At 64.4% G+C, this 24,079-nt stretch carries 21 protein-coding genes and 1 tRNA gene; 11 read left to right on the plus strand and 11 right to left on the minus strand.

What is annotated here, in order from left to right:
• Positions 1-16 precede the first annotated feature (16 nt).
• Positions 17-970 carry a LysR family transcriptional regulator gene (locus ABIA40_RS28855; RefSeq protein ID WP_404544592.1) on the plus strand — a complete coding sequence of 318 codons (954 nt, stop codon included), beginning with the start codon at positions 17-19 and terminating at the stop codon, positions 968-970.
• Positions 971-1,114: 144 nt separating this feature from the next.
• Here the strand turns inward: ABIA40_RS28855 and ABIA40_RS28860 are convergent, their stop codons facing one another.
• Positions 1,115-1,276 carry a hypothetical protein gene (locus ABIA40_RS28860; RefSeq protein WP_404544594.1) on the minus strand — a complete coding sequence of 54 codons (162 nt, stop codon included), beginning with the start codon at positions 1,274-1,276 and terminating at the stop codon, positions 1,115-1,117.
• Between ABIA40_RS28860 and ABIA40_RS28865 the strand changes: the two genes are divergently transcribed.
• The 5 genes from ABIA40_RS28865 to ABIA40_RS28885 all read left to right on the plus strand — a co-directional run bounded on the left by ABIA40_RS28865 (position 1,263) and on the right by ABIA40_RS28885 (position 5,882).
• Positions 1,263-2,222, plus strand: coding sequence for a fatty acid desaturase (locus ABIA40_RS28865; protein ID WP_275507721.1), 960 nt, complete (start codon positions 1,263-1,265; stop codon positions 2,220-2,222). The genes ABIA40_RS28860 and ABIA40_RS28865 overlap by 14 nt on opposite strands.
• Before the next feature lie 235 nt (positions 2,223-2,457).
• Positions 2,458-3,456 carry an ABC transporter substrate-binding protein gene (locus ABIA40_RS28870; RefSeq protein WP_404544596.1) on the plus strand — a complete coding sequence of 333 codons (999 nt, stop codon included), beginning with the start codon at positions 2,458-2,460 and terminating at the stop codon, positions 3,454-3,456.
• A complete protein-coding gene (locus ABIA40_RS28875) occupies positions 3,453-4,226 on the plus strand; it encodes an ABC transporter permease (RefSeq protein ID WP_225189951.1) in 774 nt (257 codons plus the stop codon). Before ABIA40_RS28870 ends, ABIA40_RS28875 begins: the two co-directional genes overlap by 4 nt.
• A complete protein-coding gene (locus tag ABIA40_RS28880; RefSeq protein WP_404544599.1) occupies positions 4,214-5,089 on the plus strand; it encodes an ABC transporter ATP-binding protein in 876 nt (291 codons plus the stop codon). The genes ABIA40_RS28875 and ABIA40_RS28880 overlap by 13 nt, the downstream gene beginning before the upstream one ends.
• A gap of 103 nt (positions 5,090-5,192) precedes the next feature.
• The gene (locus ABIA40_RS28885; protein WP_225129871.1) at positions 5,193-5,882 is read left to right on the plus strand and encodes a Crp/Fnr family transcriptional regulator; all 690 of its coding nucleotides are present in this window, start codon (positions 5,193-5,195) and stop codon (positions 5,880-5,882) included.
• Here ABIA40_RS28885 and atzF read toward each other — a convergent pair.
• Positions 5,879-7,261, minus strand: coding sequence for an allophanate hydrolase (atzF, locus tag ABIA40_RS28890; RefSeq protein WP_404544602.1), 1,383 nt, complete (start codon positions 7,259-7,261; stop codon positions 5,879-5,881). The genes ABIA40_RS28885 and atzF overlap by 4 nt on opposite strands.
• A gap of 245 nt (positions 7,262-7,506) precedes the next feature.
• On the opposite strand from atzF, the gene ABIA40_RS28895 reads away from it, so the two are divergent.
• Positions 7,507-8,553: an SMI1/KNR4 family protein gene (locus ABIA40_RS28895; RefSeq protein WP_404544605.1), complete on the plus strand. Its 1,047-nt coding sequence runs from the start codon at positions 7,507-7,509 to the stop codon at positions 8,551-8,553.
• 23 nt (positions 8,554-8,576) lie between these two features.
• Here ABIA40_RS28895 and ABIA40_RS28900 read toward each other — a convergent pair.
• Positions 8,577-8,666, minus strand: a tRNA-Ser gene (locus ABIA40_RS28900).
• A 194-nt stretch (positions 8,667-8,860) separates the two neighbouring features.
• On the opposite strand from ABIA40_RS28900, the gene ABIA40_RS28905 reads away from it, so the two are divergent.
• Complete coding sequence (locus ABIA40_RS28905; RefSeq protein ID WP_271539764.1) at positions 8,861-9,202, plus strand: hypothetical protein; 342 nt, start codon at positions 8,861-8,863, stop codon at positions 9,200-9,202.
• Positions 9,203-9,360: 158 nt separating this feature from the next.
• Here ABIA40_RS28905 and ABIA40_RS28910 read toward each other — a convergent pair whose 3' ends face one another.
• The 3 genes from ABIA40_RS28910 to ABIA40_RS28920 form a co-directional block, all read right to left on the minus strand.
• Positions 9,361-10,824 carry a trehalose-6-phosphate synthase gene (locus ABIA40_RS28910; RefSeq protein WP_271539765.1) on the minus strand — a complete coding sequence of 488 codons (1,464 nt, stop codon included), beginning with the start codon at positions 10,822-10,824 and terminating at the stop codon, positions 9,361-9,363.
• 242 nt (positions 10,825-11,066) lie between these two features.
• Positions 11,067-11,888, minus strand: a complete 822-nt coding sequence (otsB, locus tag ABIA40_RS28915) for a trehalose-phosphatase (RefSeq protein WP_404544609.1) — start codon at positions 11,886-11,888, stop codon at positions 11,067-11,069.
• A 4-nt stretch (positions 11,889-11,892) separates the two neighbouring features.
• Complete coding sequence (locus ABIA40_RS28920) at positions 11,893-13,380, minus strand: MFS transporter (protein ID WP_404544611.1); 1,488 nt, start codon at positions 13,378-13,380, stop codon at positions 11,893-11,895.
• 182 nt (positions 13,381-13,562) lie between these two features.
• Here ABIA40_RS28920 and ABIA40_RS28925 point away from each other — a divergent pair, with 182 nt between their 5' ends.
• Positions 13,563-13,943, plus strand: a complete 381-nt coding sequence (locus ABIA40_RS28925; protein ID WP_128265462.1) for a DUF3175 domain-containing protein — start codon at positions 13,563-13,565, stop codon at positions 13,941-13,943.
• Positions 13,944-14,026: 83 nt separating this feature from the next.
• Here ABIA40_RS28925 and ABIA40_RS28930 read toward each other — a convergent pair whose 3' ends face one another.
• Both ABIA40_RS28930 and ABIA40_RS28935 read right to left on the minus strand, forming a co-directional pair.
• Positions 14,027-16,075 (minus strand): methyl-accepting chemotaxis protein, encoded by a 2,049-nt coding sequence (locus tag ABIA40_RS28930; protein WP_404544613.1) that lies wholly within the window; start codon positions 16,073-16,075, stop codon positions 14,027-14,029.
• A gap of 159 nt (positions 16,076-16,234) precedes the next feature.
• Positions 16,235-18,274: a methyl-accepting chemotaxis protein gene (locus ABIA40_RS28935; RefSeq protein WP_404544615.1), complete on the minus strand. Its 2,040-nt coding sequence runs from the start codon at positions 18,272-18,274 to the stop codon at positions 16,235-16,237.
• Positions 18,275-18,479: 205 nt separating this feature from the next.
• Here ABIA40_RS28935 and ABIA40_RS28940 point away from each other — a divergent pair, with 205 nt between their 5' ends.
• Both ABIA40_RS28940 and ABIA40_RS28945 read left to right on the plus strand, forming a co-directional pair.
• Positions 18,480-19,646 carry an FIST N-terminal domain-containing protein gene (locus tag ABIA40_RS28940; protein WP_404544618.1) on the plus strand — a complete coding sequence of 389 codons (1,167 nt, stop codon included), beginning with the start codon at positions 18,480-18,482 and terminating at the stop codon, positions 19,644-19,646.
• 5 nt (positions 19,647-19,651) lie between these two features.
• Positions 19,652-21,007, plus strand: coding sequence for an ATP-binding protein (locus ABIA40_RS28945; RefSeq protein WP_404546381.1), 1,356 nt, complete (start codon positions 19,652-19,654; stop codon positions 21,005-21,007).
• A 142-nt stretch (positions 21,008-21,149) separates the two neighbouring features.
• Here ABIA40_RS28945 and ABIA40_RS28950 read toward each other — a convergent pair whose 3' ends face one another.
• The 3 genes from ABIA40_RS28950 to ABIA40_RS28960 form a co-directional block, all read right to left on the minus strand.
• Complete coding sequence (locus ABIA40_RS28950) at positions 21,150-21,845, minus strand: response regulator (RefSeq protein WP_404546383.1); 696 nt, start codon at positions 21,843-21,845, stop codon at positions 21,150-21,152.
• Between the two features lie 115 nt (positions 21,846-21,960).
• Positions 21,961-22,653, minus strand: a complete 693-nt coding sequence (locus ABIA40_RS28955) for a response regulator (RefSeq protein WP_404544621.1) — start codon at positions 22,651-22,653, stop codon at positions 21,961-21,963.
• Positions 22,654-22,806: 153 nt separating this feature from the next.
• On the minus strand, positions 22,807-23,994 hold the full coding sequence (locus tag ABIA40_RS28960; RefSeq protein WP_404544622.1) for a c-type cytochrome: 1,188 nt from the start codon (positions 23,992-23,994) through the stop codon (positions 22,807-22,809).
• Between the last annotated feature and the right edge of the window lie 85 nt (positions 23,995-24,079).

A 24,079-nucleotide genomic window follows, 5' to 3' on the forward strand; every position in this document is an offset into this window, starting at 1 on the left:
GTGACGTGAATTCAACATGGCCCGTTTCGACACCAACCGCTCCGCCGAGATGGAGGTCTTCGTCCGTGTCGTCGACCTCGGCGGCTTCACCCCGGCCGCGCGAAAGCTGCGCCTGACGCCGTCGGGCGTCAGCAAGCTGATCTCGCGTCTGGAGACGCGCCTCGGTGCGCGGCTCGTCAACCGGACCACGCGCAGGCTGACGCTGACGGAGGAAGGCCAGGCCTTCTACGAGCGCTCGTTGCGCATCCTCGCCGAGATGGAGGAGGCCGAGCGCGAGGCGGCCTCAGGCGCGGCGCCGCGCGGCCGCCTTACGGTCAATTGCAACATCCCCTTCGGCATGCTGCATGTGATGCCCTTGATCCCGCGGTTTCTGGCGCAGCATCCCGACGTCACGCTCGATCTCGTGCTGACCGATACGGTGATCGACCTGATGCAGGAGCGCGCGGACGTCGCCATCCGCGTCGGTCCGCTGCGCGCCTCGCGGCTGGTCGCGCGAAAGCTCGGCACCAGCCGCATGGTCGTGGTCGGCGCGCCGGACTATCTCGCCCGCTGCGGCATGCCGAAGATTCCGGCCGATCTCGCCGACCACCGCGGCATCGGCTGGACCTTTCCACGCAGCATCCGCGGCTGGCCGTTCAGGCGTGGCGACCACGCCGAGGAGGCCCTGCCCCCGCCGGTCGCGCGCGCCAGCGACGGCGAAGCCGCCCGCCGCCTCTGCCTCGGCGGCGTCGGTCTTGCGCGCCTCGCCCTCTTCCACATCGGCCCCGATATCGAATCCGGTCGTCTCGTCCCGGTGCTGCAAGGCTACAACCCCGGCGACCGCGAAGACATCCACGCCGTCTATGTCGGCCACACCGCCCCACTCCCGGCACGCGTGCGCGCGTTCATCGATTTCCTCGCCGAGCACGTGCGGGTGAGCGACCCCGCGTTGAAGCGGACCGGGGATGGGAAGTGGAAGCTGGTGGGGTGAAGCGGCGGCGGAGGGCGCAGGAGAAGCTTGCCCCCGGCAGGCTTGCCGAGCCGAAGCAAACGGCACCGAGTCCACCTTCGCCCTGCGGGCTTCGGCGCGCCAGCCTTGCGCAAACGTCGTTTGCGAAGGCTGGCGAGGAGAGTGTCAGTCCAGGGATGCCGGGCGAGCCAACGCCGGCGAAATAAATTGCTTCAGCATTGCGGCCGCGCTTCCTAGGGTCGGCCTGTGCTCGGCCAATTCCAGCGTCCGCACGAGCACGGTGTGCGATTCCGAAAAAGAGGCGACCACGATCATGAGCAATGCCATCACTGCCACCGGAGAGAAGCCGCTGACTCCGGCCATGCTGCGCGAGTTGTCGGTGCGGTCCGATTGGCAGGGTCTGATCCGCGCGGCCAGCCACTACGGCGTTATCGTCGTTGTCGGCGCGCTGATCTGGCTGGTCTCATCGCAATACGGAATCGTCTGGGCGTTGCCGCTGGTGGTCGTCCAAGGCTACTTTGTCGCGTTCCTGTTCATGGTGGTCCACGAGACCGCCCACAAGACGGCGTTTCGCAGCCGGGCGCTTAATCTCGCCTTCGGCCATCTCTCCTCGTTCGCGGTCGGCTTGCCTTACGAATATTACTGCTTATTCCACTGGGATCATCATCGGTACACGCAGGATCCAAAGAGGGATCCGGAACTGCTGTCGGTTCCAATCCCGACCTCGGACGCGCAGTTGGTGATCGTGTACAGCGGCTTGCGGCAGGTTGCCTTCCGGGTGGGGCTGATGCTTCGCCATGCGTTGACCGGCAACGCCACGTCACCCTGGATTCCCGAAAGCAAACGCCACATTGTCGTGACAGAAGCGCGTCTCCATCTGGCAGGCTACGTCGCGCTGTTGCTGGCATCGATCGCGTTGCACACCTTGATCCTGTTGTGGGTCTGGGTGGTCCCCGTGATCGTCGGTCAATTGTTTCTGCGTCCGTATCTGCTTGCCGAACACACCGGCTGCGATCGCACGCGCAGCGCCTTCCAGAACACCCGCACCACCTATACCGCCAGGTTCGTGCGCTGGTTCGCATGGAACATGCCCTATCATGTCGAGCACCATGCCTATCCTTCGATTCCTTTCCATGCGCTGCCGAAACTGAACCGGATCGTCGCCGATCAGATCGTCTATCGGGGCCCGGGCTACATCGCAGTGACGCGGCAGACGTGGGCCTGGTTTCGCCGCGCACGCAACGGTACCGAACGCCCGATCGGTTCTGATTGAGTCGAGATCAGGACTTGGCGGAAGCCAGCAGAGTGCCGTTGCCGCAGGCCGTGCTGCGCCCAAGGTGTGAGCAGCTTGATGAATTTATTGCTCCGACCGCGGTTGGAAGCTGTTTTGCTTGCGCAAAAGTGGACAGCGGGGCCTTGTCGATTAATTGCTTCATGGTCTTCGATCTTCAGACGATCCTGTCGTTAAGGTCGATCACCTCCGGTCGCCGGCATCACAGGGGTTTGGCATGCGATCAACAACTGCACTTCGGTTCGCCGTGTTCGTGCTATCTGCGTCCTTCCTGTTTACGCCGTCCGAGCGTGCGACAGCCGAGGAATTGCTGAAGGCGCGGCTCGCCCAGAATCTTGGGCCGATCTCGGGACTGGCGATCGTTGCCCATGCGAAAGGCATTTTCGCCAAGCAGGGGCTCGACATCTCGGTCTCCAATTTCACCAGCGGGAAGCAGTGCCTCGATACGGTGCTTGGGGGAGGGGCGGATTTCGCGACAACAGCCGAGGCGCCGGTCACGGCGGCCGCGATGGCGCAACAGCCCATCGCCTTCGTGGCGGGAATGGAATATTCGGATCTCAAGACGATGACCGCAGCTTCTGCCGGGATCAAAACGAAGGCCGATCTGCGTGGAAAGCGAATCGCCTTTACGGCCGGAACCGGCAGCGAAGTCTACACCTCGGTTCTGTTGAGAGCGGCAGGCCTGACGTCGAAGGACGTGACGCTCGTCAACCTGCGACCGCAGGAGATGCTCCCTGCCATGGCGGCCGGCAGCATCGACGCATTCGACACCTGGGAGCCGCACGTCGCGAATGCGAAGAAGGCTCTCGGCGAAGGCGCGATCCCGCTTGATACCAAAGGTCTCTACTCGGAGACCTTCAATATCGTCGTGACGCAGTCTTACCTCGCCGCCAACCCGGCGATCGTCAGCAAGTTCCTGGCGTCCCTCATCGAAGCCGAGGGCTGGCTCAAGGCGAATCCGGGTGAAGCAATCGACGTCATCGCAGCGGCGACGGGGATGAAACGCGATGAATTGGCGTCGATCTGGACGGACTACGTCTACCATGTGCGCCTCGACGACAGGATTCTCACGACTCTGAAAACCCATGCCGCCTGGCGGCTCGAGACCGGCAATCATCCCCCTGGAGCGAGCATGCCCGATTTCACGAAAGTCCTGGTGACGGCGCCGCTGAAGGCGCTCGATCCAGCTCGCGTCACGCTGGGGGCACGCCCGTGAGCGTCGGCAGACGCAGCAGCGCGACCGAACGCCTGAGCGTACTGGTCGCCGTCCTCTCCGTGCCCGCCTTCACAGGCATGTGGGAACTGGTTGCGCGCTCCGGCATCGTGAACACCGTGCTGTTTCCGCCGCCATCGACCGTCGCCGTTGCCGTTCTCGAATGGATTCGCAGCGGACAGTTCTTCGCCGACCTGATGGCGAGCCTCGCGCGCGTGGCCGCGGGATTTGCCATCGGGGCCGCGGGCGGAATCGTGCTCGGCATCCTGACCGGCCGGTTTCGGCTGGTGTCCAGCCTGCTTTCGCCCTTGTTTCACATCCTTCGCCCAATTCCTCCCATAGCCTTCGTGCCGATCGTCATCCTTTGGTTTGGCCTCTCGGAAACAGGCAAGCTTTTCCTGGTCGTTTGGGGCGTGTTCTTCACGGTATGGCTCGCGACCCACATCGGGGTGCAGAAAGTCGACCGCGGACTTATCCGAGCCGCCCAGATGCTCGGCACGCCGCAACCGCAGATGCTGTGGGAGATCGTCCTTCTTGGCGCGCTGCCCTATATCACGGTCGGTCTTCGAACCGCGGTGAGCATCTCCTTCTACACGCTGGTCGCCGCCGAGTTGGCAGGAGCGTTCGCCGGTATCGTTTATCGTATCGAAATTGCGCAACAGAACATGCAAACGGGTCAGGTCATGGGCGGGCTGGCGGCTCTCGGGCTGCTTTCCTTCGTCGCCGACCGTTCCTTCGCAATTCTTGCCGAACGTGCTGTGTGGTGGCGATGATCCCGAGCCTGCTTCGTCCAGACCAGCCGCTCAGGCTCGTGGATACGTACCCGCCGTCCGCCGCGGCGCGTCAGGCGATCATCCGGGTCGAGGATTTGAGCATCGTCTTCGATGCGCCGAGCGGGCAGGTCATCGCGGTCGACCGCGTATCCCTGGCAGTAGCCCAGGGGGAATTCGTCTCGATCGTCGGTCCATCCGGCTGCGGCAAGTCCACGCTGCTGAATGCAATGGCCGGCCTCGAGCGGCCGTTCGGAGGCCAGGTGCTCATGGCCGGCGAAGCAATGCGCAAGCCACGACCCGAGATCGGAATGGTCTTCCAGCAGCCACATCTGTTTCCGTGGAAATCGGTGCGCCGGAATATCGCGCACGGGCCCCGCGCGCTCGGCAAGCCGAAAGCGGAGGCGCTGCGGATTGCCGACGGCCTCATCGAGATGATCGGCCTGACCAGATTTGCGTCGGCATATCCGCACACGCTATCCGGAGGCATGCAGCAGCGGGTTGCGATTGCCCGTGCCCTCGCCAATCAGCCGAGTGTCCTGCTGATGGACGAGCCGTTCGGAGCGCTGGATGCGCAGACCCGGGCGGTCATGCAGGACAATCTGCTCGAGCTCCGCGAGCGGATCAATGCAACAATCGTCTTCGTCACACACGACATCGATGAAGCGATCCTTCTCTCTGACCGTGTGCTGATCATGAGCGCCGGACCTGGCCGCATCCTCAGGGATCTTCAGGTGAGCCTGCCGCGGCCGCGCTCCAGCGCCATCGTCGCGGAGGCCGCCTATCTCGCCCTCAAGCGGGATTGCCTTGACCTGATCCGCTCGGAAGGCCGCAGAGCCTTCGAGCAGATGGAAATCAAGACGTAGGCGCCTGACGACAGGTCTGGCATGGCTCTTGAATGGTTTTTCCCCGCGGCGGCAGGGGAGCGAGCAGATGTCAGCGGCAAGTCTCAGGAATGCGACCGGCATCATGCTGGCGGGATCGGATGCTCTGGTCGGGTCGCTGCCGAGCTTGTTGGATCCGTTGTGTGAGGCTGACCGGCGTCGTGTCCTCGCCATCGGCCGCGAGGAGGTCCTGCCGGCAGGCAAGCATGTCTGGCGTCAGGGCGATCTTCAGAACGGCATATATCTGATCGAAGAGGGGCGTATTCGCAGCTACTACGCGGCGCCTTCCGGACGCGAGGTGACGCTGGCCTACTGGTTCGCCGGCAATTTCGTCGGCGGCCCCGATCTGTTCGGTACTGGTGCCCACGTATGGTCTTCGGTTGCAGTGGAACGAAGCCGAGTGACGTTCTTGCCCGGCCCAGCCCTGCGCGCGCTGGCGCTTCAATCGGCAAGTATCGCAGTCGCACTGCTGGATGCGCTCGCCTTCAAGGCACGGTGCTACTCGGCCATGGCGCAAATGCTGGGGACCCGCTCGGTGACCGAGCGGCTGCATCGTCTGTTGGTTTTCCTCTCGAAGATCTACGGTTCGCAGCAGGGCCGCGAGATCGTGATCGGAATCCCGTTCACGCATGGTGATCTCGCCAATCTGATCGGCTCAACCCGCCAATGGGTGACGGTGCAGCTTTCCCGCATGCAGGCAAGAGGCGTCATCCGTTATCATCGGGGCCTGATTGTGATCCTCAATCTGCGCGCGCTCGATCTCGAAGTCGTCTAGGAAACGGCGTTCGGGTATACTTTTAGATTGAACAGTCCGGCCTTCGGATCGGGCAGCCATCGCTCGGCAAGGTCGAGAACAACATCGTCGCGCCATGCAGGCGCCAGCAAAGTGATACCCATCGGCATGCCGTTGCAGAGCGTTCCGTTGGGAACCGACACCGCGCACAAGTCCACGAGATTGGCAAAATAGGAGTAGTAACCGAGGCGGTTGTTGAGCGTGATGGGATCTTCCATCATCTCCGCGATCGTGAAGGGGCGTGGCGCGGTCGGTACCACCAGGACATCGATCTCCTCGAAAAGCGTTTGGATCTGGCGTCGCAACTTTAAAAGTCGATGTTGCGCAGCGAACGCATCTGCTGCGGAAAACCGGGCAGCTGCGCTCAGCACGTTGCGGATGACGTCAAGCAGGTCTCCATGATCGACGTCCAGGAGCTTGCTGATCGCCGCATGACGTTCGGCAATCCAGGGACCTGAAAAGAGCATTTCACCGGCTTCGGCGAAAGGCGCGAAGTCAATTTGTCTGGATTGACCTCCCAGTCCCGAAAGCCTCGTGCAGGCCTGCCTGTAAAGGTCATCGCATTCCGGCATGCCGAATGAATTGAGACGATCGACAGGGACCTGGCCGAACCGGAATTTGCGAGGAGATGGGGAGGGCGAGGCAATCCGTCGACGGCTATAGGGATCACTGTCGTCGAATCCTTCGATCAACCCGAGCAGAATTCGACCCTCGGCAATGGAATTGCAGAAGATCGAGGGACAATCGAGTGTCGGACAGTTCGGCACAAGCCCCCGGGACGAGACGAGGCCGACGGTTGGCTTGATCCCGATGATTCCGTTGAAACCTGCGGGAATCCGGCCTGAGCCGCCGGTATCTGTGCCGAGAGCGAAGGCAACATGGCCGGATGCTACGGCAGCAGCCGAGCCGGAGCTCGAACCGCCGGAGACATACAGATCGTTCGCCGCACTGGAACAGGCGCCATACGGGGAGCGGGCGCCGGACAGTCCGGTTGCGAACTGATCCAGGTTGGTTTTGCCAAGACAGATCGCACCCGCGGCCGCCAATTTCTCGACGCATCTGGCCGATTGCGCAGCCCTATATTCGAATGACGGACAGGCTGCCGTCGTTGGCATGGCCTCAACGTCAATATTGTCCTTGACGCCGAATGGCACGCCAAGGAGCGGCAGGACTTCACCCTCTTCCGCTCGTTGCACAAGGGCATCAACCTCAGCCAGCGCTTCTTCCATGGGCCGCACATAGATCCAGCAATTGCGGTGCCGGTCCCGCTCGATGCGCTCATAGGCGCTTATGATGATGGAGGCTAACTCGGCACGGGAACGGAGGGGGCGGCTCTGCGCGGATAGGATCGCTTGCGGCACGGAATAAGCTCCTGAGGGCATGACCCCACGAATATGAAGCCGCTGCCCAGCAATGAAAGCAACTAAGCGCCTCGACCGCTCCGGTGGGACTCGAGCCTGCAACCAAACCGTTGTGAGCGGCAGCAAATGCCGGAGAAAGTGTCAGTCAATCCTGATTGACGTATAAGCTGTTTTCATTCCGAAGGGTGGCAATCAACGGTCCTGGCTACTGGGCGCTTAGACACGCCTCGTAACATGACGAGGTAATGAAGATGGCGACGAAACGGCTCTTTGACGACTTCGACTTCGAAGGCTTCTGGGACGACTGTCCGTATTCCCTGGAGAACTATGTCGAGCCTCCGCCGACCGACGAGCTCATCGCCTCCATTGAGCATGAAATCGGAGGGTATCGGCTGCCGGCGGCCTATGTCGACCTCGCACGGCGCCACAATGGCGGAATGGTCAAGCGCAACTGCCATCCAATGAAGGAGCGTACAGGCTGGGCGGAGGACCACGTGGCTATCGAGGGGCTCTTCGCTCTTGGCCGTACCTCCACATATTCACTCGCCGGGAAGTTTGGCGCCAAGTTCATGATCGAGGAATGGGGCTACCCGCCGATTGGCGTTGGAATCGCCGACACGCCGGCCGGCGGCCACGAACTGATCATGCTGGACTACCGGACCTGCGGAAAGCGGGGCGAGCCGCAGGTCGTGTACGTCGACCAGGAGGATGACTACCGTATCGTCGTCGTCGCGCCAGACTTCGAGACCTTCATTCGCGGCTTGGTCGAGGAGTCCGAGTACGACACTGCTGAGGAGGATCGAGCCGCTGCGATCGCGACCGTCGAGCGGGGAACGTTATCGCCAATCGTGGTGCGAGCCTTGGCCGCCGTCGGCGACCGTCTGCCGCACGGCGAGCGAATGTTGCGCAGCTTGGCCCGCCAGATCGTGGACGAGAAAGGTTTCTTTGCCCTGCACGACGACGAGCGGTCGCACCTCATGTATGGGCTGATGTTCTGGCTTTATTCGAGCCTTTGTACGGCCAGATCCTTCGAAGCTTTCTTGGGCCGTCCCGAGACCGGCACCTCCTACGACTCGCCTTGTTTCGAGCTGATGATCGCTTTCGACCTTGTCACCGAACCTTACGGCTTCAACACGCGCGGGTACGCCGAGGGCTTTGTGAGGGACTGGTGGGACGGATGCGTCGCCCGCGGCGACATCGTCGAGATGGCGGAAGGCTACCGTCTGACTTCCGGGGCCGAGGCGGCCCTGCTCGGACGCTTGGCGACGATTGCTGGCCCCGAAGGCAAATAAGCCGGCGCGATTGATTGAGCGGGTGGCGGAGAGAGTGGGATTCGAACCCACGGTACGGTTTCCCGCACACACGCTTTCCAAGCGTGCGCCTTAAGCCACTCGGCCATCTCTCCGGAGCGCCCTCTCTTGAAGGGGCGCCGACGATTTTGCAAGGGATCGCGGAGATATCGGGCGATTTTTCCGCAACTTATTGTATTTACAGCACAATATCCGGCTCCACGGGTAACTGGAGCGGCCGCGGGGCTGAACCGCGGGCGGCTCTGGCGCGACGATTCACGGCAAGCCGCCACACACGACCGGGGACGCCATGACCATCCGCAACACCATCGCCGCCCTTGGCCTGATTTCGACCCTCGGCTCCGCCCTTGCCGCGCCGGCCCTGGCACAGGTCTGCACCTGGCAGGGGGTCGACGTCAGCTGCGACGACGGCCGGCGCGGGGTGCTTTCGGGCGATGCCATCCTCTGGCCGGACGGAACGCGCTCCAGCTCGACGCCGCATCAGAGTGTGATCATCGGCAACAAGAGCTCGGTGCATGTCGGGACCGGCGTGTTTGTCGGTCAGGGCAAGGGCGTGGTGCCGCTGGACGATCCGAACGCGCCGAACAAGCGGCAATGCGCGATCCTGGACGGCGTGTCGTATTGCTATTGAGGGGTCGTTTTTCACCTCTGCCCGCTTGCGGGGAGAGGTCGGATTGCATCGTAGATGCAATCCGGGTGAGGGGGTACAGGTCTCTCGATAGATATCAGGTATGGAGAGAGCCCCTCACCCCAACTCTCTCCCCGTAAGAACGGGGAGAGGGAGATGAACTAGATCAACCGCACGCCTGAGATCGCCGACTTCAACCAGCGCAGCGCCTGCGGCGGCTGGGCCGCGAGCGGCGCCACGGCGGCCTTCTCGGTGCGGCACTTCTCGAGCTCGGCGACGAAATCGGCGGACCATTGCTGGATGGTGTGGCCGCGCAGCTTCTTCATCATCGCGTCCCAGCGCATCTTGCGCTCGGTGAGCGGCATGGATGCCGCGACCGCGACCGCGCGGGCCATGCCGTCGATATCGTGCGGATTGACCAGCAGCGCAGCGTCGAGCTCGTTGGCGGCGCCGGCGAACTTCGACAGCACCAGCACGCCGGGATCGGCGGGGTTTTGCGCGGCGACGTATTCCTTGGCGACGAGGTTCATGCCGTCGTGCAGCGGCGTCACCACACCGACCTGCGCGGTGCGGTAGAGACCGGCGAGCACGGCCTGGCTGAAGCCTTTGTTCAAATAGCGGATCGGCGTCCAGTCGACCTCGCCGTGGCGGCCGTTGACGTCGGTGACGAGGCGCGCGACCTCGTTCTGGAGATTGCCATAGGCCTCGATGCCGCCGCGCGAGGGATTGGCGATCTGGAGCAGCGAGATGCTGCGAGCAAATTGCGGCTGCTCGGTCCAGAGCCGGTCGAATGCGCTGATGCGGTTGACGAGACCCTTGGAATAGTCGAGCCGGTCGACGCCGATCGCGAGGCGCTCGCCGTTGAGGCTGCGGCGCAGGCGCGACACATCCGGATGCGAGGCCGACTTCGCCGCATAGGCGGCGAACTTCTCCGCATCGATGCCGATCGGGAACACTTCACAGCGCGTGCGCCCATGCTGCGAGACCACGACCCCGTCCTCGATGGTGAGGCCGAGCTCGCCGCCGACATAGCCGAGGAAGTTCTGCCGATCTTCCTCGGTCTGGAAGCCGAGCAGATCATAGGCCAGCATCGCGGTGATCAGCTCGCGATGGTTGGGCACGCCCTGCATCACAGCAGTGACGGGCCACGGCGTATGCAGGAAGAAGCCGATGGGATCATCGACGCCGAGCTCGCGCAGTTCGGCACCGAGCGCGAGGAAATGATAGTCCTGAACCCAGAACGCAGTCCGGGCTTTGCGGAAACGCATCAAGGCGCGCGCCATGAAGGCGTTGACCTCGCGATAGCTGACATAGTCCTCGCGCGAGACGCGGATCAGGTCGCTGCGCGAATGCAGCGCCGGCCACAGCGCCGAATTGGCAAAGCCTTCGTAGTATCCGCCGTAATGGGCCGCCGGCAGATCCAGCGTCGCAATCGCGCCTGTCCCGAGCGCCTCGATCTCGGCGAACGGCTCCTTCTGATGGCCATCACGCACCCGGCCGGAGGAACCGACCCAGATCGCACCAGAATGTTCCACCACGGGAAGCAATGCCGCCGCAAGGCCGCCCGTCATCGGTTCGTTGGGTTTGCCGCGGGCGACGCGATTTGAAACGACGATCAAGTTCACAGGTCGTCCCCTCCTGTTCATTCCGCCCCATTTAACTGCCGTTCATCAATATGGTTCCTCATCATCGTTTCAACCAATTGAAACCAAAATCGGGCGTGCGCGTTGGAACTGGTTTCGCTGGCGGAACCCAGTCATTTCGTTGCAAAGACAGCGATTCCGGTCCGGTTGCGCAGCATGCATCGCAGCGCGCAATGGCGCTGCGATGGGAGCCTTTGTGTCTGCGAGATGACGCTGCCTTGGTTTCACCTGGGATCGAGCAGGTGCGCAAGGAACGCACGCACATCCGCCGGCGAATCGAAATGGCCATTCACGCCCATGGCGCGGCGGCCGACCGAGAACGCCAGCCCGTCCATGTCGGGCATGATGGCGAACACGGTCTCATCGGTGACGTCGTCACCGATGAACAGCGGACGACGTCCTTTGAACGGCGCGCGCTTCATCAACTCGCGCACGCCGCTCGCCTTGGTGAATCCGGAATGCTTGATCTCGCAGACGAACTTGCCCGGCAGCACCTCGATCGGCGCATTGGGCAGATCGGCGCGGATCAGCGAGACGGATTCGTAGATCGCCTTCTCCGCATGCGGCGCCAGGCGGTAATGCAGCGCGAGCGAATAGCCCTTGTCCTCGAGCAGGATTCCGGGGCTGAGCTTGGCGATGGCGGCGAGGCGCCGCTTCAGCTCCTTGTCGAGCGGCGGCGCGTGCAGGGCATCCGCTTCACTGTCCACCGCCAGCCGCATCTCCGCGCCATGGCCGGCGACGGCGCGGAACACGTCGGGCGCGAAGATCAGGTCGATGTCGTTGAGCGAGCGGCCGCTGACAAGCGCCAGCGCCCCAGAGGTGCGCTCGGTCAAAGCTTTCAGCGTTTCCGACAGGCCCGGCGGCACCCACACCTCCCGCGGCGTCGGCATCAGCTCAAGCAGCGTGCCATCGATGTCGAGCAGAATGGCGATTTCATCGAGATGCGGCACCAACGCATGCGGCACCGGCACCGTTTCCGGCGTCTCGTCGTCATCTGGTATGGTGAGCTTCTGGTCCAACGCCATTTCCGCAAGTTCCGATTTCATCAGTCTACTCCATAAAGGCGAGCGGCCGCGCGATGTGTTCGAGCGATTTGCGCTCGGCGGCGACGGCATAGCGCCACGCCACGATCGCAGCCGCGATCATCAGGACGGCCCCCAGCAGATAGCCGGCGAACACGCTGGTGCGCGATCCCGTGTCGATCAGCGCGCCGAACAGCGCCGGCCCTATCACGCCGCCGATGCCGGTGCCGACCGCATAGAACACCGCGATCGCCAGCGCGCGAACCTCGAGGGGAAAGGTCTCGCTGACGGTGAGATAGGCCGCGCTCGCGGCGGGCGATGCGAAGAAGAAGATCACCATCCAGGCGATGGTCTGCCCCTGCGCGCTCAGCACGCCGATCGAGAACAGATAGCCAGAAAGCGCCAGCAACAGGCCCGACGCGGCGTAGGTGAACGTGATCATGGTGCGGCGTCCCAGCGTATCGAACAGGCGGCCGAGCAGCAGCGGCCCGAGGAAATTGCCGGCCGCGAACGGCAGCAAGTACCAGCCGACGTGGTCGGCCTTGATGCCGTAGAAATCGGTCAGCACCAGCGCGAAGGTGAAGAAGATGGCGTTGTAGAAGAACGCCTGTGCGCTCATCAGCACGAGGCCGACCAATGCGCGCTGGCGATAGACCGAAAACAAGGTGTGGACCACCTCGGCGATCGGCGTGTGATCGCGCATCTTCAGGCGGATCCTGGTGAAGCGTCCGTCGCTCGTATCCTGGTCGTGCCCGATCACCGACCGCTCGATCCCGTCGACGATGGCATGGGCCTCGTCGGGACGGCCATGAATCATCAGCCAGCGCGGACTTTCCGGGATCCACATCCGCATCAAGAGCACGCCGAGGCCGAGGGCGGCGCCGATCAAATAGGCCAGGCGCCAGCCGTGATCGGGAGCGAATACTGCGGGATCGAGCAGCACGATGGCGGCGACCGCGCCCATCGCAGCCCCGATCCAGAAGCTGCCGTTGATCACGAGATCGGTCCAACCGCGATAGCGTGCGGGCACCAGCTCCTGGATCGTCGAGTTGATCGCTGTGTACTCGCCGCCGATGCCGGCGCCGGTGAGAAAGCGGAACAGCGCGTAGCTCGCGACATCCCACGACAGCGCGGTTGCGGCCGTTGCCGAGAGGTAGAGCGCCAGCGTGATGAAGAACAGCTTCTTGCGGCCGATACGGTCGGTCAGCCAGCCGAAGCCGAGCGCACCGAGCACGGCGCCCGCGAGGTAGGCGGAGTTGGCGATGCCGAGATCGAGATTGGAGAACTGCATCGATGGGCTTTGCTTCAGCGCACCGGAGAGCGCACCCGCAAGCGTCACCTCGAGGCCGTCGAGAATCCAGGTGATGCCCAGCGCGAGCACGACGCGGGTGTGAAAACCGCTCCACGGCAGCGCATCGAGCCGCGAGGGAATGCTGGTCTCGACGATGCGGTCGGTCACGGCCGCCGCCGGGACTACGGGTGCATAGTTCAGCGCTGGGCTCTGCTGCAGTTCCATCGGATTGTTGCGTCTGATCAATGGAAGCGGCCCCGGCTCACATGACGTGGACGGGGTCGATCCGATCATCGGGGTGCGGCATTCTGCCTGCCACCTGCGACAACGTTTGCGAGGGGGCCGGGTTCCCGGTGGAACGCCAGCGAGCACCGCTCGTTTCCGCTGGACCCGCAAGGAGTTGGCGCATGGCTCAGGTCAGAAAGACGACACATTCTCGAAACAGCAGCCCGCGCAAGACGGCACGCAAGGCAAACACCCGGCGGAGCGGGACCGCGCACAAGAGCACCAAACGCGCCACAAGGCGCTGGTCGCAGCGCGTGACGGAGGAGAGCGATGCGCTCGACCTCAAGCAAGGGGTGTTCAAGCTGACCAGCGCGAAGAGGATTGCGGCCTCGCTGAAGCGCTCGGCCGAGCACAGCTCGCGACGCAAGACTGGCGCCTATCGCTCGGCGCTGTCGATGCTGACCTTCTACATCAACCGCGCCGGCAAGACGCTGCCCAAGACGCAGCGCACGCGACTGGAGCGCGCGAAGGTCGAGCTGAAGCGGGCGTTCGGAAGGGAATGAACTCACTCCGCTGTCGTTCCGGACAGCGGAGTGTAAGGCGATAGCGCGGCCCTTCGGGGCCGCGAGCTACAGGAGCAGCGAACCTACGCCGCGCGGATATTCGCCATGAAGCGGTCGAGCTCGGCGCGAAGGCGGGTGCTTTCGCTCGACAGCGTCTTGGCCGAGTTCAGCACCTCTTCGGAGGCCGAGCCGGTCTCGGCGGCGCCGCGGTTGACCTCGCCGATATCGGTGGCCGCGGTCTGGGTGCCCTGGGCGACGGTCTGGACGCTGCGGGCGATCTCCTGGGTGGCGGCGCCCTGCTGCTCCACCGCGCTCGCGATCGAGGTCGAGATCGACGAGATCTGGCCGATCGTCGCGCCGATCTCCTTGATCGCGGCAACCGATTCGGCGGTGGCGCCCTGCATGCCTGTGATGTGCGAGGAGATCTCGTCGGTCGCCTTCGCGGTCTGGCTCGCCAGCGACTTCACCTCGCTCGCAACCACCGCGAAGCCGCGGCCGGCTTCACCCGCGCGGGCGGCCTCGATGGTGGCGTTCAGCGCGAGCAGATTGGTCTGCTCGGCGATGGCGGTGATCAGCTTGACCACCTCGCCGATCTGCTGGGCGGCATGCGAGAGCTTGCCGATGCGGCCGTCGGTCTCCTTGGCCTGCATCACGGCAGCCTCTGCGATGCGGCTGGAATCGCGCACCTGGCGGCCGATCTCCTCGACCGAGGCCGACAGCTCTTCGGTCGCGGTCGCGACCGATTGCATGTTGGAGGAGGCCTGCTCGGAGACGCCGGCGACCTGGCTCGACAGGCTCTGCGTGGTCTCGGCGGTGCGGGTCAGCGTCGAGGCGGCCGATTCCAGCTGCACGGCCGAGGCCGAGACGTTGGAGACGATGGCACCCACCGCGTTCTCGAAATCGTCAGCAAAGCGGATCAGCTCGGCGCGGCGGCTTGCGGCCTGCTCGCGGTTCTGCACTTCGCTGGCGGCGGCATCGCGCTCGGCCTTTGCAACGGCCTGGATCTTGAACTCCTCGACCGCGCTGGCCATCTCGCCGATCTCGTCCTTGCGGCCAAGACCCGGCAGCACGACGTCGAAATTGCCCGAGGCCAGCTCCCGCATCGCCTTGCACATCGCGATCATCGGCCGCGAGATGCCGTTGCCGAGCCACAAGGCCAGCACGATGCCGATGGCCAGCCCGCCGAGCGCCATCATCAGCATCAGCTGCTGGGTCTCTACGATCGTCGCATTGGCGCTCGCCTCGATGCGTTGCTGGTCCGCGGTGAGATCCGAACGCAGCTCAGCCGAGAGCTTGAGGATGGTCGCCGCCGTCTTGGTCATCTCGCCGTTCAGCTTGACGATGACCTTCACGTTCTCGGTCAGCTTTGCGAACGAGGTGCGGTACTGCTTCAAGAGATCGCTGATCTCCTTGACGCGATCGGTGATCTTCTGGTCGTTCGCGTAGACGGAGACCAGCAGCGTCTCGAGGAACTTGATGCGGGCGATCACGCCGTCGGCGGTCTTCGGCTCCGGCTTGGCGACGAAGGCGCTGACCGAGGTCGAGACCGCCAGATATTGCGAGGTGATGTCCTTGGCCGTCGTCTGCACCGAGTTGAGGCCCGCCAGGGCCGCGGTGTCGGCGAGATCGTCGAATTTGAAGCGGATCTTGTTGCCGACACTGTTGAGCTCGTCGGCCGCGATCTTGTTGTTCTCGCGCGTCAGCGTGATGATCTCGCTGAAGACTTTCGTAAAGCTCTGGAACTCGGCCTCGAGCTTGCCGACCTGCTCGCGGCGAGCCGCGCCCGTGGTGGCGGCCATCGACTTGGCGATCGCGCTCTTCAGATTTCCTTCAGCGGCCTTGGCTGCGGTCTCGTCATCGGCCGCGCCGGTCAGGGTATAGGCCCGTGCCAGCCCCTGATAGGCGATCAGCTCGCGATCGACCGTCCGCGCCATATCGGCTTCCGCTACGCTGGTGCGGTAGGAGGCCACAGCGCCTGCGATCCGCTCGAAGCCGAAATAGGCGAACGCCATGCTGACGGCGAGGATGGCGAGCACCGCCACGAAGCCGAGGATGATTTTTGCGCGAAAACGCAGCGTTGGCAGCTTCGATTGGCGCGACTTCGATTGGCTCGATTTGGACGTGACCGACATTCCCCCACCCCATTCCATTCGCGGAAAACCAGGCGCAGCCGGGAAGCAGCCCGCTTCCCGACTCGTGTGCACGGTAACCGGCAAAGGATAAGCTGCGGTAAACTTGTGGCGCCGCAACTGGCGGTTAGGTGACGTAGGGATTTGTTAAGGTGCGCTCTACTACGCCGCGCGGATATTCGCCATGAAGCGGTCGAGCTCGGCGCGAAGGCGGGTGCTTTCGCTCGACAGCGTCTTGGCCGAGTTCAGCACCTCTTCGGAGGCCGAGCCGGTCTCGGCGGCGCCGCGGTTGACCTCGCCGATATCGGTGGCCGCGGTCTGGGTGCCCTGGGCGACGGTCTGGACGCTGCGGGCGATCTCCTGGGTGGCGGCGCCCTGCTGCTCCACCGCGCTCGCGATCGAGGTCGAGATCGACGAGATCTGGCCGATCGTCGCGCCGATCTCCTTGATCGCGGCAACCGATTCGGCGGTGGCGCCCTGCATGCCTGTGATGTGCGAGGAGATCTCGTCGGTCGCCTTCGCGGTCTGGCTCGCCAGCGACTTCACCTCGCTCGCAACCACCGCGAAGCCGCGGCCGGCTTCACCCGCGCGGGCGGCCTCGATGGTGGCGTTCAGCGCGAGCAGATTGGTCTGCTCGGCGATGGCGGTGATCAGCTTGACCACCTCGCCGATCTGCTGGGCGGCATGCGAGAGCTTGCCGATGCGGCCGTCGGTCTCCTTGGCCTGCATCACGGCAGCCTCTGCGATGCGGCTGGAATCGCGCACCTGGCGGCCGATCTCCTCGACCGAGGCCGACAGCTCTTCGGTCGCGGTCGCGACCGACTGCATGTTGGAGGAGGCCTGCTCGGAGACGCCGGCGACCTGGCTCGACAGGCTCTGCGTGGTCTCGGCGGTGCGGGTCAGCGTCGAGGCGGCCGATTCCAGCTGCACGGCCGAGGCCGAGACGTTGGAGACGATGGCACCCACCGCGTTCTCGAAATCGTCAGCAAAGCGGATCAGCTCGGCGCGGCGGCTTGCGGCCTGCTCGCGGTTCTGCACTTCGCTGGCGGCGGCATCGCGCTCGGCCTTTGCAACGGCCTGGATCTTGAACTCCTCGACCGCGCTGGCCATCTCGCCGATCTCGTCCTTGCGGCCAAGACCCGGCAGCACGACGTCGAAATTGCCCGAGGCCAGCTCCCGCATCGCCTTGCACATCGCGATCATCGGCCGCGAGATGCCGGTGCCGAGCAGGAAGGCGAGGACCGCGCCTAGCAGCGTGCCGCCGACGGCCAGCATCAGCACCAGCTGCTCGGTCTGCCCGATGGTCGCCGCCGACTCCGAATCCAGCCGCTGCTGCTCGGCGACGAGGTCCGCCTTCATGGCGGTGGCGCCTTGCTGGATTGCGCCGGCCGAGCCGCCCATCTCCGTGACGAGGTCATCGACCAGCTTGGCGTTGGCGATCAACTTCTCCAGCGCCTCGCGATAGGCGCCGAGGATGGACTTGGCCTCCTTCAGGCCGGCGACAATCTTGTCGTCCATGGAATAGACCGCGCCCAGCGAGTTCTCGACGAATTTCAGCCGCGCCAGGGCGCTGTTCGCGATCGCCTGATCGGACGTCAGCACGAACTGGGTGGCTGCAGCGCTTGCGGTCTGGAATTGGGCGTTGACCTGCTTGGTGCCGAACTCGATCGCCTGCGCTTCGGCGTCGGAGGCGTTGTTGCCGATGTCGTCGAGCTTGTACTTCAGAAGATTGGCTTGGCGCTGGAGCTGGTTCTGCACCAGCAGCGCGCTGTCGCGCTTGGCCTGGAGCACCTTGCCGAACGTGGCGGAGAAGTTGGAAAACTCCTTGGCGAGCTTGCCGAGGCTTTCCTGCCGCGGCGGCTGCTTGGCGCTCTTGACGGCCTGGTCGATGGCATTCTTCAGGCTGGCCTCGGCATCGAGCGCCGCCTTGGCGTCATCTTCCTTGCCGGTGACGACGAAATATCTGACGGCCGAACGATAGGCGAGCAGCTCGCGATCGATGTTACGCGCGAGATCGGCCTCCGTCACGCTGCTGCGGTAGGATCCGACCCCGGCGGCGACCTGCTCGAAGCCGAAATAGGAAAACGCCATGCTGCCGGCGGAGATCACCAGCACGGCGGCGAAGCCGAGGATGATCTTTGCGCGGAACTTGAAGGTCGGAAATAGTGCACGCTTCGACGGCGACGCGGTACGCCCGGACATTCCCAACCCCCAGCTCATGTGATTCTGCGGTCCGGAAGCAGCCCTTTCCGAACGTTGCGGAAAATTAGGGCAGAATCCTCAAGGGGTGGTAAATCCGTCCGGGCTTGCGGGGAGCGGCTGCCGTGTTGCGGCTCACCGGAAAACGCCCTACTCTCGATAATTATCAGGCACTTGGCATCAGACCGAGCCTTCAGGGAGAAACGGAGTGGGGCAAACCGATTTTCGGTTTGGCGGTGCGTCTGGCGTTGCCGTGGCCAAGTCGAAGGCCGCGAGCGTCGATGACGCCGTGGCCGAGCTGGCCGCCCAGCTCCCGTCCGACGGGCTGGCGCTGATCCTGGTGTTCGTCTCCCCCAGCTACGACCCCGATCGCTTCATCGCCGAGATCAGCCGCCAATTCGACGACACCCAACTCTGCGGCTGTACCACCGCGGGCGAGCTTGCTCCTGACGGCTGGGACGAGAACAGCGTCGTGGCGCTGGCGTTCAGCCGCGCCGACTTCTCCGCGGTGGTGCGGCCCATCTTCAACCTCGACAGCTTCCGCGTCGAGGACGGCCGCAGGATCGGGGGCGAGCTCCGGCACGAGCTGTTGCGGGCCACGCCGCAGGTCGAGCGCGGCAGTCCCTTCGGCCTGGTCCTGATCGATGGCCTCTGCCGCCGCGAAGAAGCGGTGATGTCCGCGATCTATGCATCGCTGGACGATATTCCGGTCGTCGGCGGATCGGCGGGCGACGGGCTGCGCTTCGAGAAGACGTTCGTGTTCTTCGACGGCAAGGCACACAGCAATGCCGCCCTCTTGATCCTGCTGAACACCTCGTTGCCGTTCCGCGTCTTCAAGTGCGACAATTTCGAGCCGCAGGCGCAGAAGATGGTGGTGACCGAGGCCGACATCGAAAACCGCATGGTCCGGGAGCTGAACGCAGAGCCGGCTGCGCAGGAATATTCGCGCGTGGTCGGCATCATGGACGCCAAGCTCGATCCGTTCTCGTTCGCCTCGCATCCGGTCCTGGTGCGCGTCGGCGGCGCCTATTACGCACGCTCGATCCAGCGCGTCGAGCCGGACGGCTCCTTGCATTTCTTCTGCGCCATCGACGAGGGCATGGTGCTGACCGCTGCGACCTCGCGAAGCCTGGTCGGCGCGGCCCGCGAGACGTTCGCCGACATCCGCGACCAGATCGGAGAGGTCTCGCTCTATATCGGCTTCGAATGCCTGCTCCGCCGGCTCGATGCCGAGCAGCATCAGCTCGCCCGCGACATGTCAGAACTGTACCGGCAGAACCGCGTGGTCGGCTTTCACACTTACGGCGAGCAGTTCGGCTCCATGCATGTGAACCAGACCTTCACGGGAGTTGCGATCGGAAGGCGCCCGTCGTGACGGACATGTGGCAGGGCCCCGATGCGGTCGACCAGCTCAGGCGCGAGGCCGCCAAGCTGAGGAAGATCAATGCCGCGCTGATGTCGCGCGTCGAGCGCTCGATGGACCAGCAGCTCAACGCCTTTTCATTGTTCGAAACCGCCATCGCGCTCGACCACAAGGTTCGCGACCGGACGCACCAATTGCGCGAGGCGCTGCATTCGGTCGAGCGCGCCAATGAGGGTCTCTACCGCGCCAAGCAGCAGGCGGAGGCGGCAAGCTCGCTGAAATCCTCCGTGCTGATCTCGGTCACCCACGATCTGTTGCAGCCGCTCAACGCGGCGCGCCTGACCCTGTCCGCGCTGACGGAGATGATGGAGTCGCAGGAAGCGGGCGTGCTGATCGACCAGGCGAGCCGCTCGCTGGTGATGCTGGAGGACCTGCTGCGCTCGCTGCTGGAGATCGCCAAGCTCGATTCCGGCGCGCTCAAGCCCGACGTGCGCGCGATCGCGCTGGCGCCGCTGTTCGAGCAGCTCCGCAACGAGTTCGAGCCGATCGCCGCGCGGCAAGGCCTGTCCTTGCGCATCCGCCCCGCTCGGCTCGCAGTGATGTCGGATGCGATGATGCTGCGACGGATCCTGCAGAACCTGCTCGCCAATGCCATTCGCTATACCCGCAGCGGCGGCGTCGTGATCGGATGCCGGCCGCGCGGCGGCCAGATCTGCGTCCAGGTCTCCGATACCGGCCCCGGGATCGCGCAGGCGCAGCAGGAGGCGATCTTCCGCGAATTCCAGCGCGGCGATGCCAATGCGGCCGACCAGGCCGGCTTCGGGCTCGGCCTCTCCATCGTGCGCCGCTTCGCCAGCGAGCTCGGGCACGAGGTGCGGCTGTCGTCACAGCTCGGCAGGGGATCGACCTTCACCCTGGAGCTGGAGCCGGCCGACCTCGCCGAGGTCGCCGACGAGGTGCAGGAGGTCGCGCCCGCCGCGCGGCACTACGATTACAGCGGGCTCGAAGGCGCCAAGATCCTGCTGATCGAGAACGATCCGAACGGCTCGGAGGCGATGGCCGCGCTGCTGGAGGGATGGGGCTGCGACGTCGCGACCACGCGATCGGGTGCGGACGCGCTCGTGCGCCTCAGCGAGCTCGGCGGCGCGCCCGATGTCGTGATCGCGGACCTCCATCTCGATCACGGCGAAAGCGGCCTGTCGGCCATCACCGAGGTGCGGGAGCATTTGAAGCTCGACACCCCCGCCATGATCATCACCGCCGATTATTCCGAACAGGCGGCGAAGCAGGCGAGCCTCCAGGGCCTCGAAGTGCTGAAGAAGCCGATCAAGCCGGCCGAGATGCGGGCGCTGCTGTCGTTCCTGCTGAGCTGAAGCGCGCGGCGCACATCAAGTCGTAAAACAACCCCATGCACAGTACCGATAGCATCTTACAGCATGCTATGGCTTTGACGTTTCAATGAGTTACCTGCCGGCCGTGACGCGCCCCGCATGGCCAAAAAGCGGCAAATAGAAATCACTGCTGATCCGGCGGGGCATGCTCGCGCCGCCCCGGAGTCCCCTCGCCGGCCAAGGTCGCGAAATCGATCCGGGACATTTCGACGATGGCCTTGGTGCGGCTGAGCACGTTGAGCTTGCGCAGGATGTCGGAGACGTGGACCTTCACCGTGGTCTCGGAGATGTTCAGCTCGAAGGCGATCTGCTTGTTCTGCAGGCCGCGCTTGAGCATTTCGAGCACGCGCAATTGCTGCGGCGTCAGCTCGTGCAGGCGTTTCAGCAGATCCTGCGCCGGGCCGGCGGCGCGTTGCGGGCGGACGAGCCCGCGATAGGCGGCCGGGACACAGACCGCACCGCGCAGCACCTCGCCGATCGACTGCGCCAACTCCTGCTTGGAGGACGATTTCAGGATGTAGCCGGAGACGCCGAGCGACAAGGCGCCGGCTATGATCTGCGGATCCTGATGCCCGGATACGATGACGACGGGAATCCTGGGAAAGGCCTTGCGGATGCGGATGATGCCGGAAAGGCCCGTGGTGCCCGGCATCGACAGATCGAGCAGGATGAGGTCGAGCTCGGCAGCAGCCGCGGCCTGCTCCAGCGCACCGTCGATCGACGTCGCCTGAAGGATCTCGGCCGCCGGCGCCGCCAGCTGGAGCGCGCCCTCCAAAGCTTCGCGAAACAACGGATGGTCTTCGACGATCAGAAATCGCATCACGCGTGAGCCATTCTCGGTTGATTGGCCAGATGATCGAAGGGTTCGACGCCGAAACGAGAATGTCGCAGCCGGACCAGACCGGCTTGATCCAAATCAAGCAGGATATTGCGCGTCATTGCGGCCGCCCGCGGTCGGCCCGCGCATAGGGCCGGGCCTTGGGATCCGGCAGGTCCACCTTGCCGATCTCGATGATCGCCTTGTTGCGGCTGAACAGGCCGAGCTTGCGCAGAATTTCGGTGATATGCGCCTTCACCGTGGATTCGGCGAGCTGAAGCTCCTGGCCGATCTGCCGGTTCGGATAGCCGCGCCGCAGTAGTTCGAGCACGCGAAGCTGCTGCGGCGTGAGCTCGCGCAGCTTGACCTCGAGCGCCTTGCTGGCCTCGGCCCGGCGCCGCTGCGACGTTGCCACGAAATCCTTCGGCACCGACACCGATCCGTTCAGCACGCCCTCGATCGACTGCGCCAGCTCGCGCTTCGACAGCGACTTCGGCAGAAAACCCGCGGCCCCAAGCTCCAGCGCCTCGCGAACGACGCGCTGGTCCTCCTCGCTCGACACGATGGCGACGGGCAGGCGTGGATGGGCCTCGCGCAAGCGCAGAAAGCCGGAGAAGCCGGTCGCATCGGGCAGCAGGAGGTCGAGCAGTGCGAGGTCGATGCCCTCGCCCTGCTCGGCCGTCAGGATGTGAAGGGCATCCTCGATCGACATCGCCTCGAAGATCCGCGCCTCCGGCAGAGCCAGCCGCACCGCATTACCGAGGGCCTCGCGAAACAGCGGATGATCGTCGATGATCAGGAAGCTGGTCATGGCGCCTTCACAGGACTGCACCGCCGAATGCTGCACCGTACGGGCATCCGCCGCCGTAGCGGAAGAGGCGGAACCATCCGGCATCAATCCGGCACCGGGATGGCGCCGGATGAACGCTACCACATCCTGCCGATCGGGTTCGGTCAAGACCGTTCAGTCGTTCGATTCGACCTGGACCGTCAGCAGGAAGGAATAGATGCTGCTGAGCTGGTCCTCGGTATAGACCTCCTTCCAGGCCGGCATGCCCTTGTTCGGCCGTCCCTCCTGCACGGTGGTCAAATACTTCTCGCGCATCTCGTCGCCGTAGCGGTGACGCAGCAGCCGCAGATCGATCTTCCGCTCGCTCTGGATCGCATCGGGACCGTGGCAATGCGCACAGGTTCCGTTGAAGATCTCCTTGCCCGCGCCGACGGCCTCAAGGCCCGGCGCGACCGCATCGCCCTTGGTCTCGGTCGCCACGACATTGGCGACCTGGGCGACGGCTCCGCTTCCCGTGCCCGTCGTCACCGGCGTCGGCGCCGCGCCGAAGCGAACCGGCGCACCGCCGGGCAAACCGTATTTCACGGCGAGCTCGCCGATCTTGCCCTGAAGCTGCGGCAGCACGGCATTGACGCGGTCGCGCAGCTCGGTCGAGGTCTTGGCAAAGCCGATGGCGGCATCCCATGACAGGCCCTCGCCCTCGGTGAGCTCGATCTGGTAGCGGCCGTCGTAGCTGGTCTTGTTGAGCCAGCCGGCAACCGGTCCCCAGATGAAGGCGACGTCGGCCCTTCCCTGGTCGAGCGCCTGCATGCCCTCCTCGGGCGACAGCACCGTCACCTTCTGGATATCGTCGCGGCTGGCGAGCAGGTTTTGCGGCGTGCTGGCGAACTGCACTGCGACGCGCTTGCCCTTGAGGCCGTCGATGCCGCCGATCGCCGCGCCCCTCGCAGATTCCTTGGCGGCGACGAGGGCATAGCCCTCCTTGGCGAAGGTGTCGGAGAAGATCACGGCCGGGCCCATGAAATCTGCGGACCGCGGCAGCCCGATCATGGCGTCGCATTGCTTGCCGAGCAGCGTGACCCGCACCGTGCGCTTGCCGAAATAGGATTTGTACCAGTCATAGGCGATCGGCCGGCCGAGCGCCTGCGCAAGGGCTTGTCCGATCTCGACGTAGAAGCCCGGCTTCGACGAGCTGTCGCTCGAGAATGGCAGGTTGGTCGGATCGGCGCAGAGACGGAACGGCTGCGCCTCGTCGGCCTGCAGCTGCGAGGCCGGAACGATCAGCACAGCAGTGGCGCATGCGAGCAGGGCTGCGATGGCGCGATGTCGGCTCGCACCGGTGGCGGAATGATTCGGACGCATCCTCGTCTCCCTTGGCGTTTCGCTTGACGTTTCTCTTGGCGTTGCCGTTGTTGCGCCGGAGCTTGTTGGGCCAGGCGCGGCGGCA

Origin of the sequence: Bradyrhizobium sp. USDA 223, assembly GCF_044909005.1 — a bacterium.
GTDB classification, from domain to species: domain Bacteria; phylum Pseudomonadota; class Alphaproteobacteria; order Rhizobiales; family Xanthobacteraceae; genus Bradyrhizobium; species Bradyrhizobium yuanmingense.

What these genes read in the sequence shown, in the direction of transcription:
- ABIA40_RS28950 (WP_404546383.1), bottom strand. Translation starts at nt 21,845, where the DNA reads ATGCGATTTCTGATCGTCGAAGACCATCCGTTGTTTCGCGAAGCTTTG.
- ABIA40_RS28955 (WP_404544621.1), bottom strand. Translation starts at nt 22,653, where the DNA reads ATGACCAGCTTCCTGATCATCGACGATCATCCGCTGTTTCGCGAGGCC.
- otsB (WP_404544609.1), bottom strand. Translation starts at nt 11,888, where the DNA reads ATGAAATCGGAACTTGCGGAAATGGCGTTGGACCAGAAGCTCACCATA.
- ABIA40_RS28960 (WP_404544622.1), bottom strand. Translation starts at nt 23,994, where the DNA reads ATGCGTCCGAATCATTCCGCCACCGGTGCGAGCCGACATCGCGCCATC.
- ABIA40_RS28855 (WP_404544592.1), top strand. Translation starts at nt 17, where the DNA reads ATGGCCCGTTTCGACACCAACCGCTCCGCCGAGATGGAGGTCTTCGTC.
- ABIA40_RS28860 (WP_404544594.1), bottom strand. Translation starts at nt 1,276, where the DNA reads ATGGCATTGCTCATGATCGTGGTCGCCTCTTTTTCGGAATCGCACACC.
- ABIA40_RS28925 (WP_128265462.1), top strand. Translation starts at nt 13,563, where the DNA reads ATGGCTCAGGTCAGAAAGACGACACATTCTCGAAACAGCAGCCCGCGC.
- ABIA40_RS28885 (WP_225129871.1), top strand. Translation starts at nt 5,193, where the DNA reads ATGCTGGCGGGATCGGATGCTCTGGTCGGGTCGCTGCCGAGCTTGTTG.
- ABIA40_RS28865 (WP_275507721.1), top strand. Translation starts at nt 1,263, where the DNA reads ATGAGCAATGCCATCACTGCCACCGGAGAGAAGCCGCTGACTCCGGCC.
- ABIA40_RS28895 (WP_404544605.1), top strand. Translation starts at nt 7,507, where the DNA reads ATGAAGATGGCGACGAAACGGCTCTTTGACGACTTCGACTTCGAAGGC.
- ABIA40_RS28930 (WP_404544613.1), bottom strand. Translation starts at nt 16,075, where the DNA reads ATGTCGGTCACGTCCAAATCGAGCCAATCGAAGTCGCGCCAATCGAAG.
- ABIA40_RS28935 (WP_404544615.1), bottom strand. Translation starts at nt 18,274, where the DNA reads ATGTCCGGGCGTACCGCGTCGCCGTCGAAGCGTGCACTATTTCCGACC.
- ABIA40_RS28870 (WP_404544596.1), top strand. Translation starts at nt 2,458, where the DNA reads ATGCGATCAACAACTGCACTTCGGTTCGCCGTGTTCGTGCTATCTGCG.
- ABIA40_RS28905 (WP_271539764.1), top strand. Translation starts at nt 8,861, where the DNA reads ATGACCATCCGCAACACCATCGCCGCCCTTGGCCTGATTTCGACCCTC.
- ABIA40_RS28920 (WP_404544611.1), bottom strand. Translation starts at nt 13,380, where the DNA reads ATGGAACTGCAGCAGAGCCCAGCGCTGAACTATGCACCCGTAGTCCCG.
- ABIA40_RS28945 (WP_404546381.1), top strand. Translation starts at nt 19,652, where the DNA reads ATGTGGCAGGGCCCCGATGCGGTCGACCAGCTCAGGCGCGAGGCCGCC.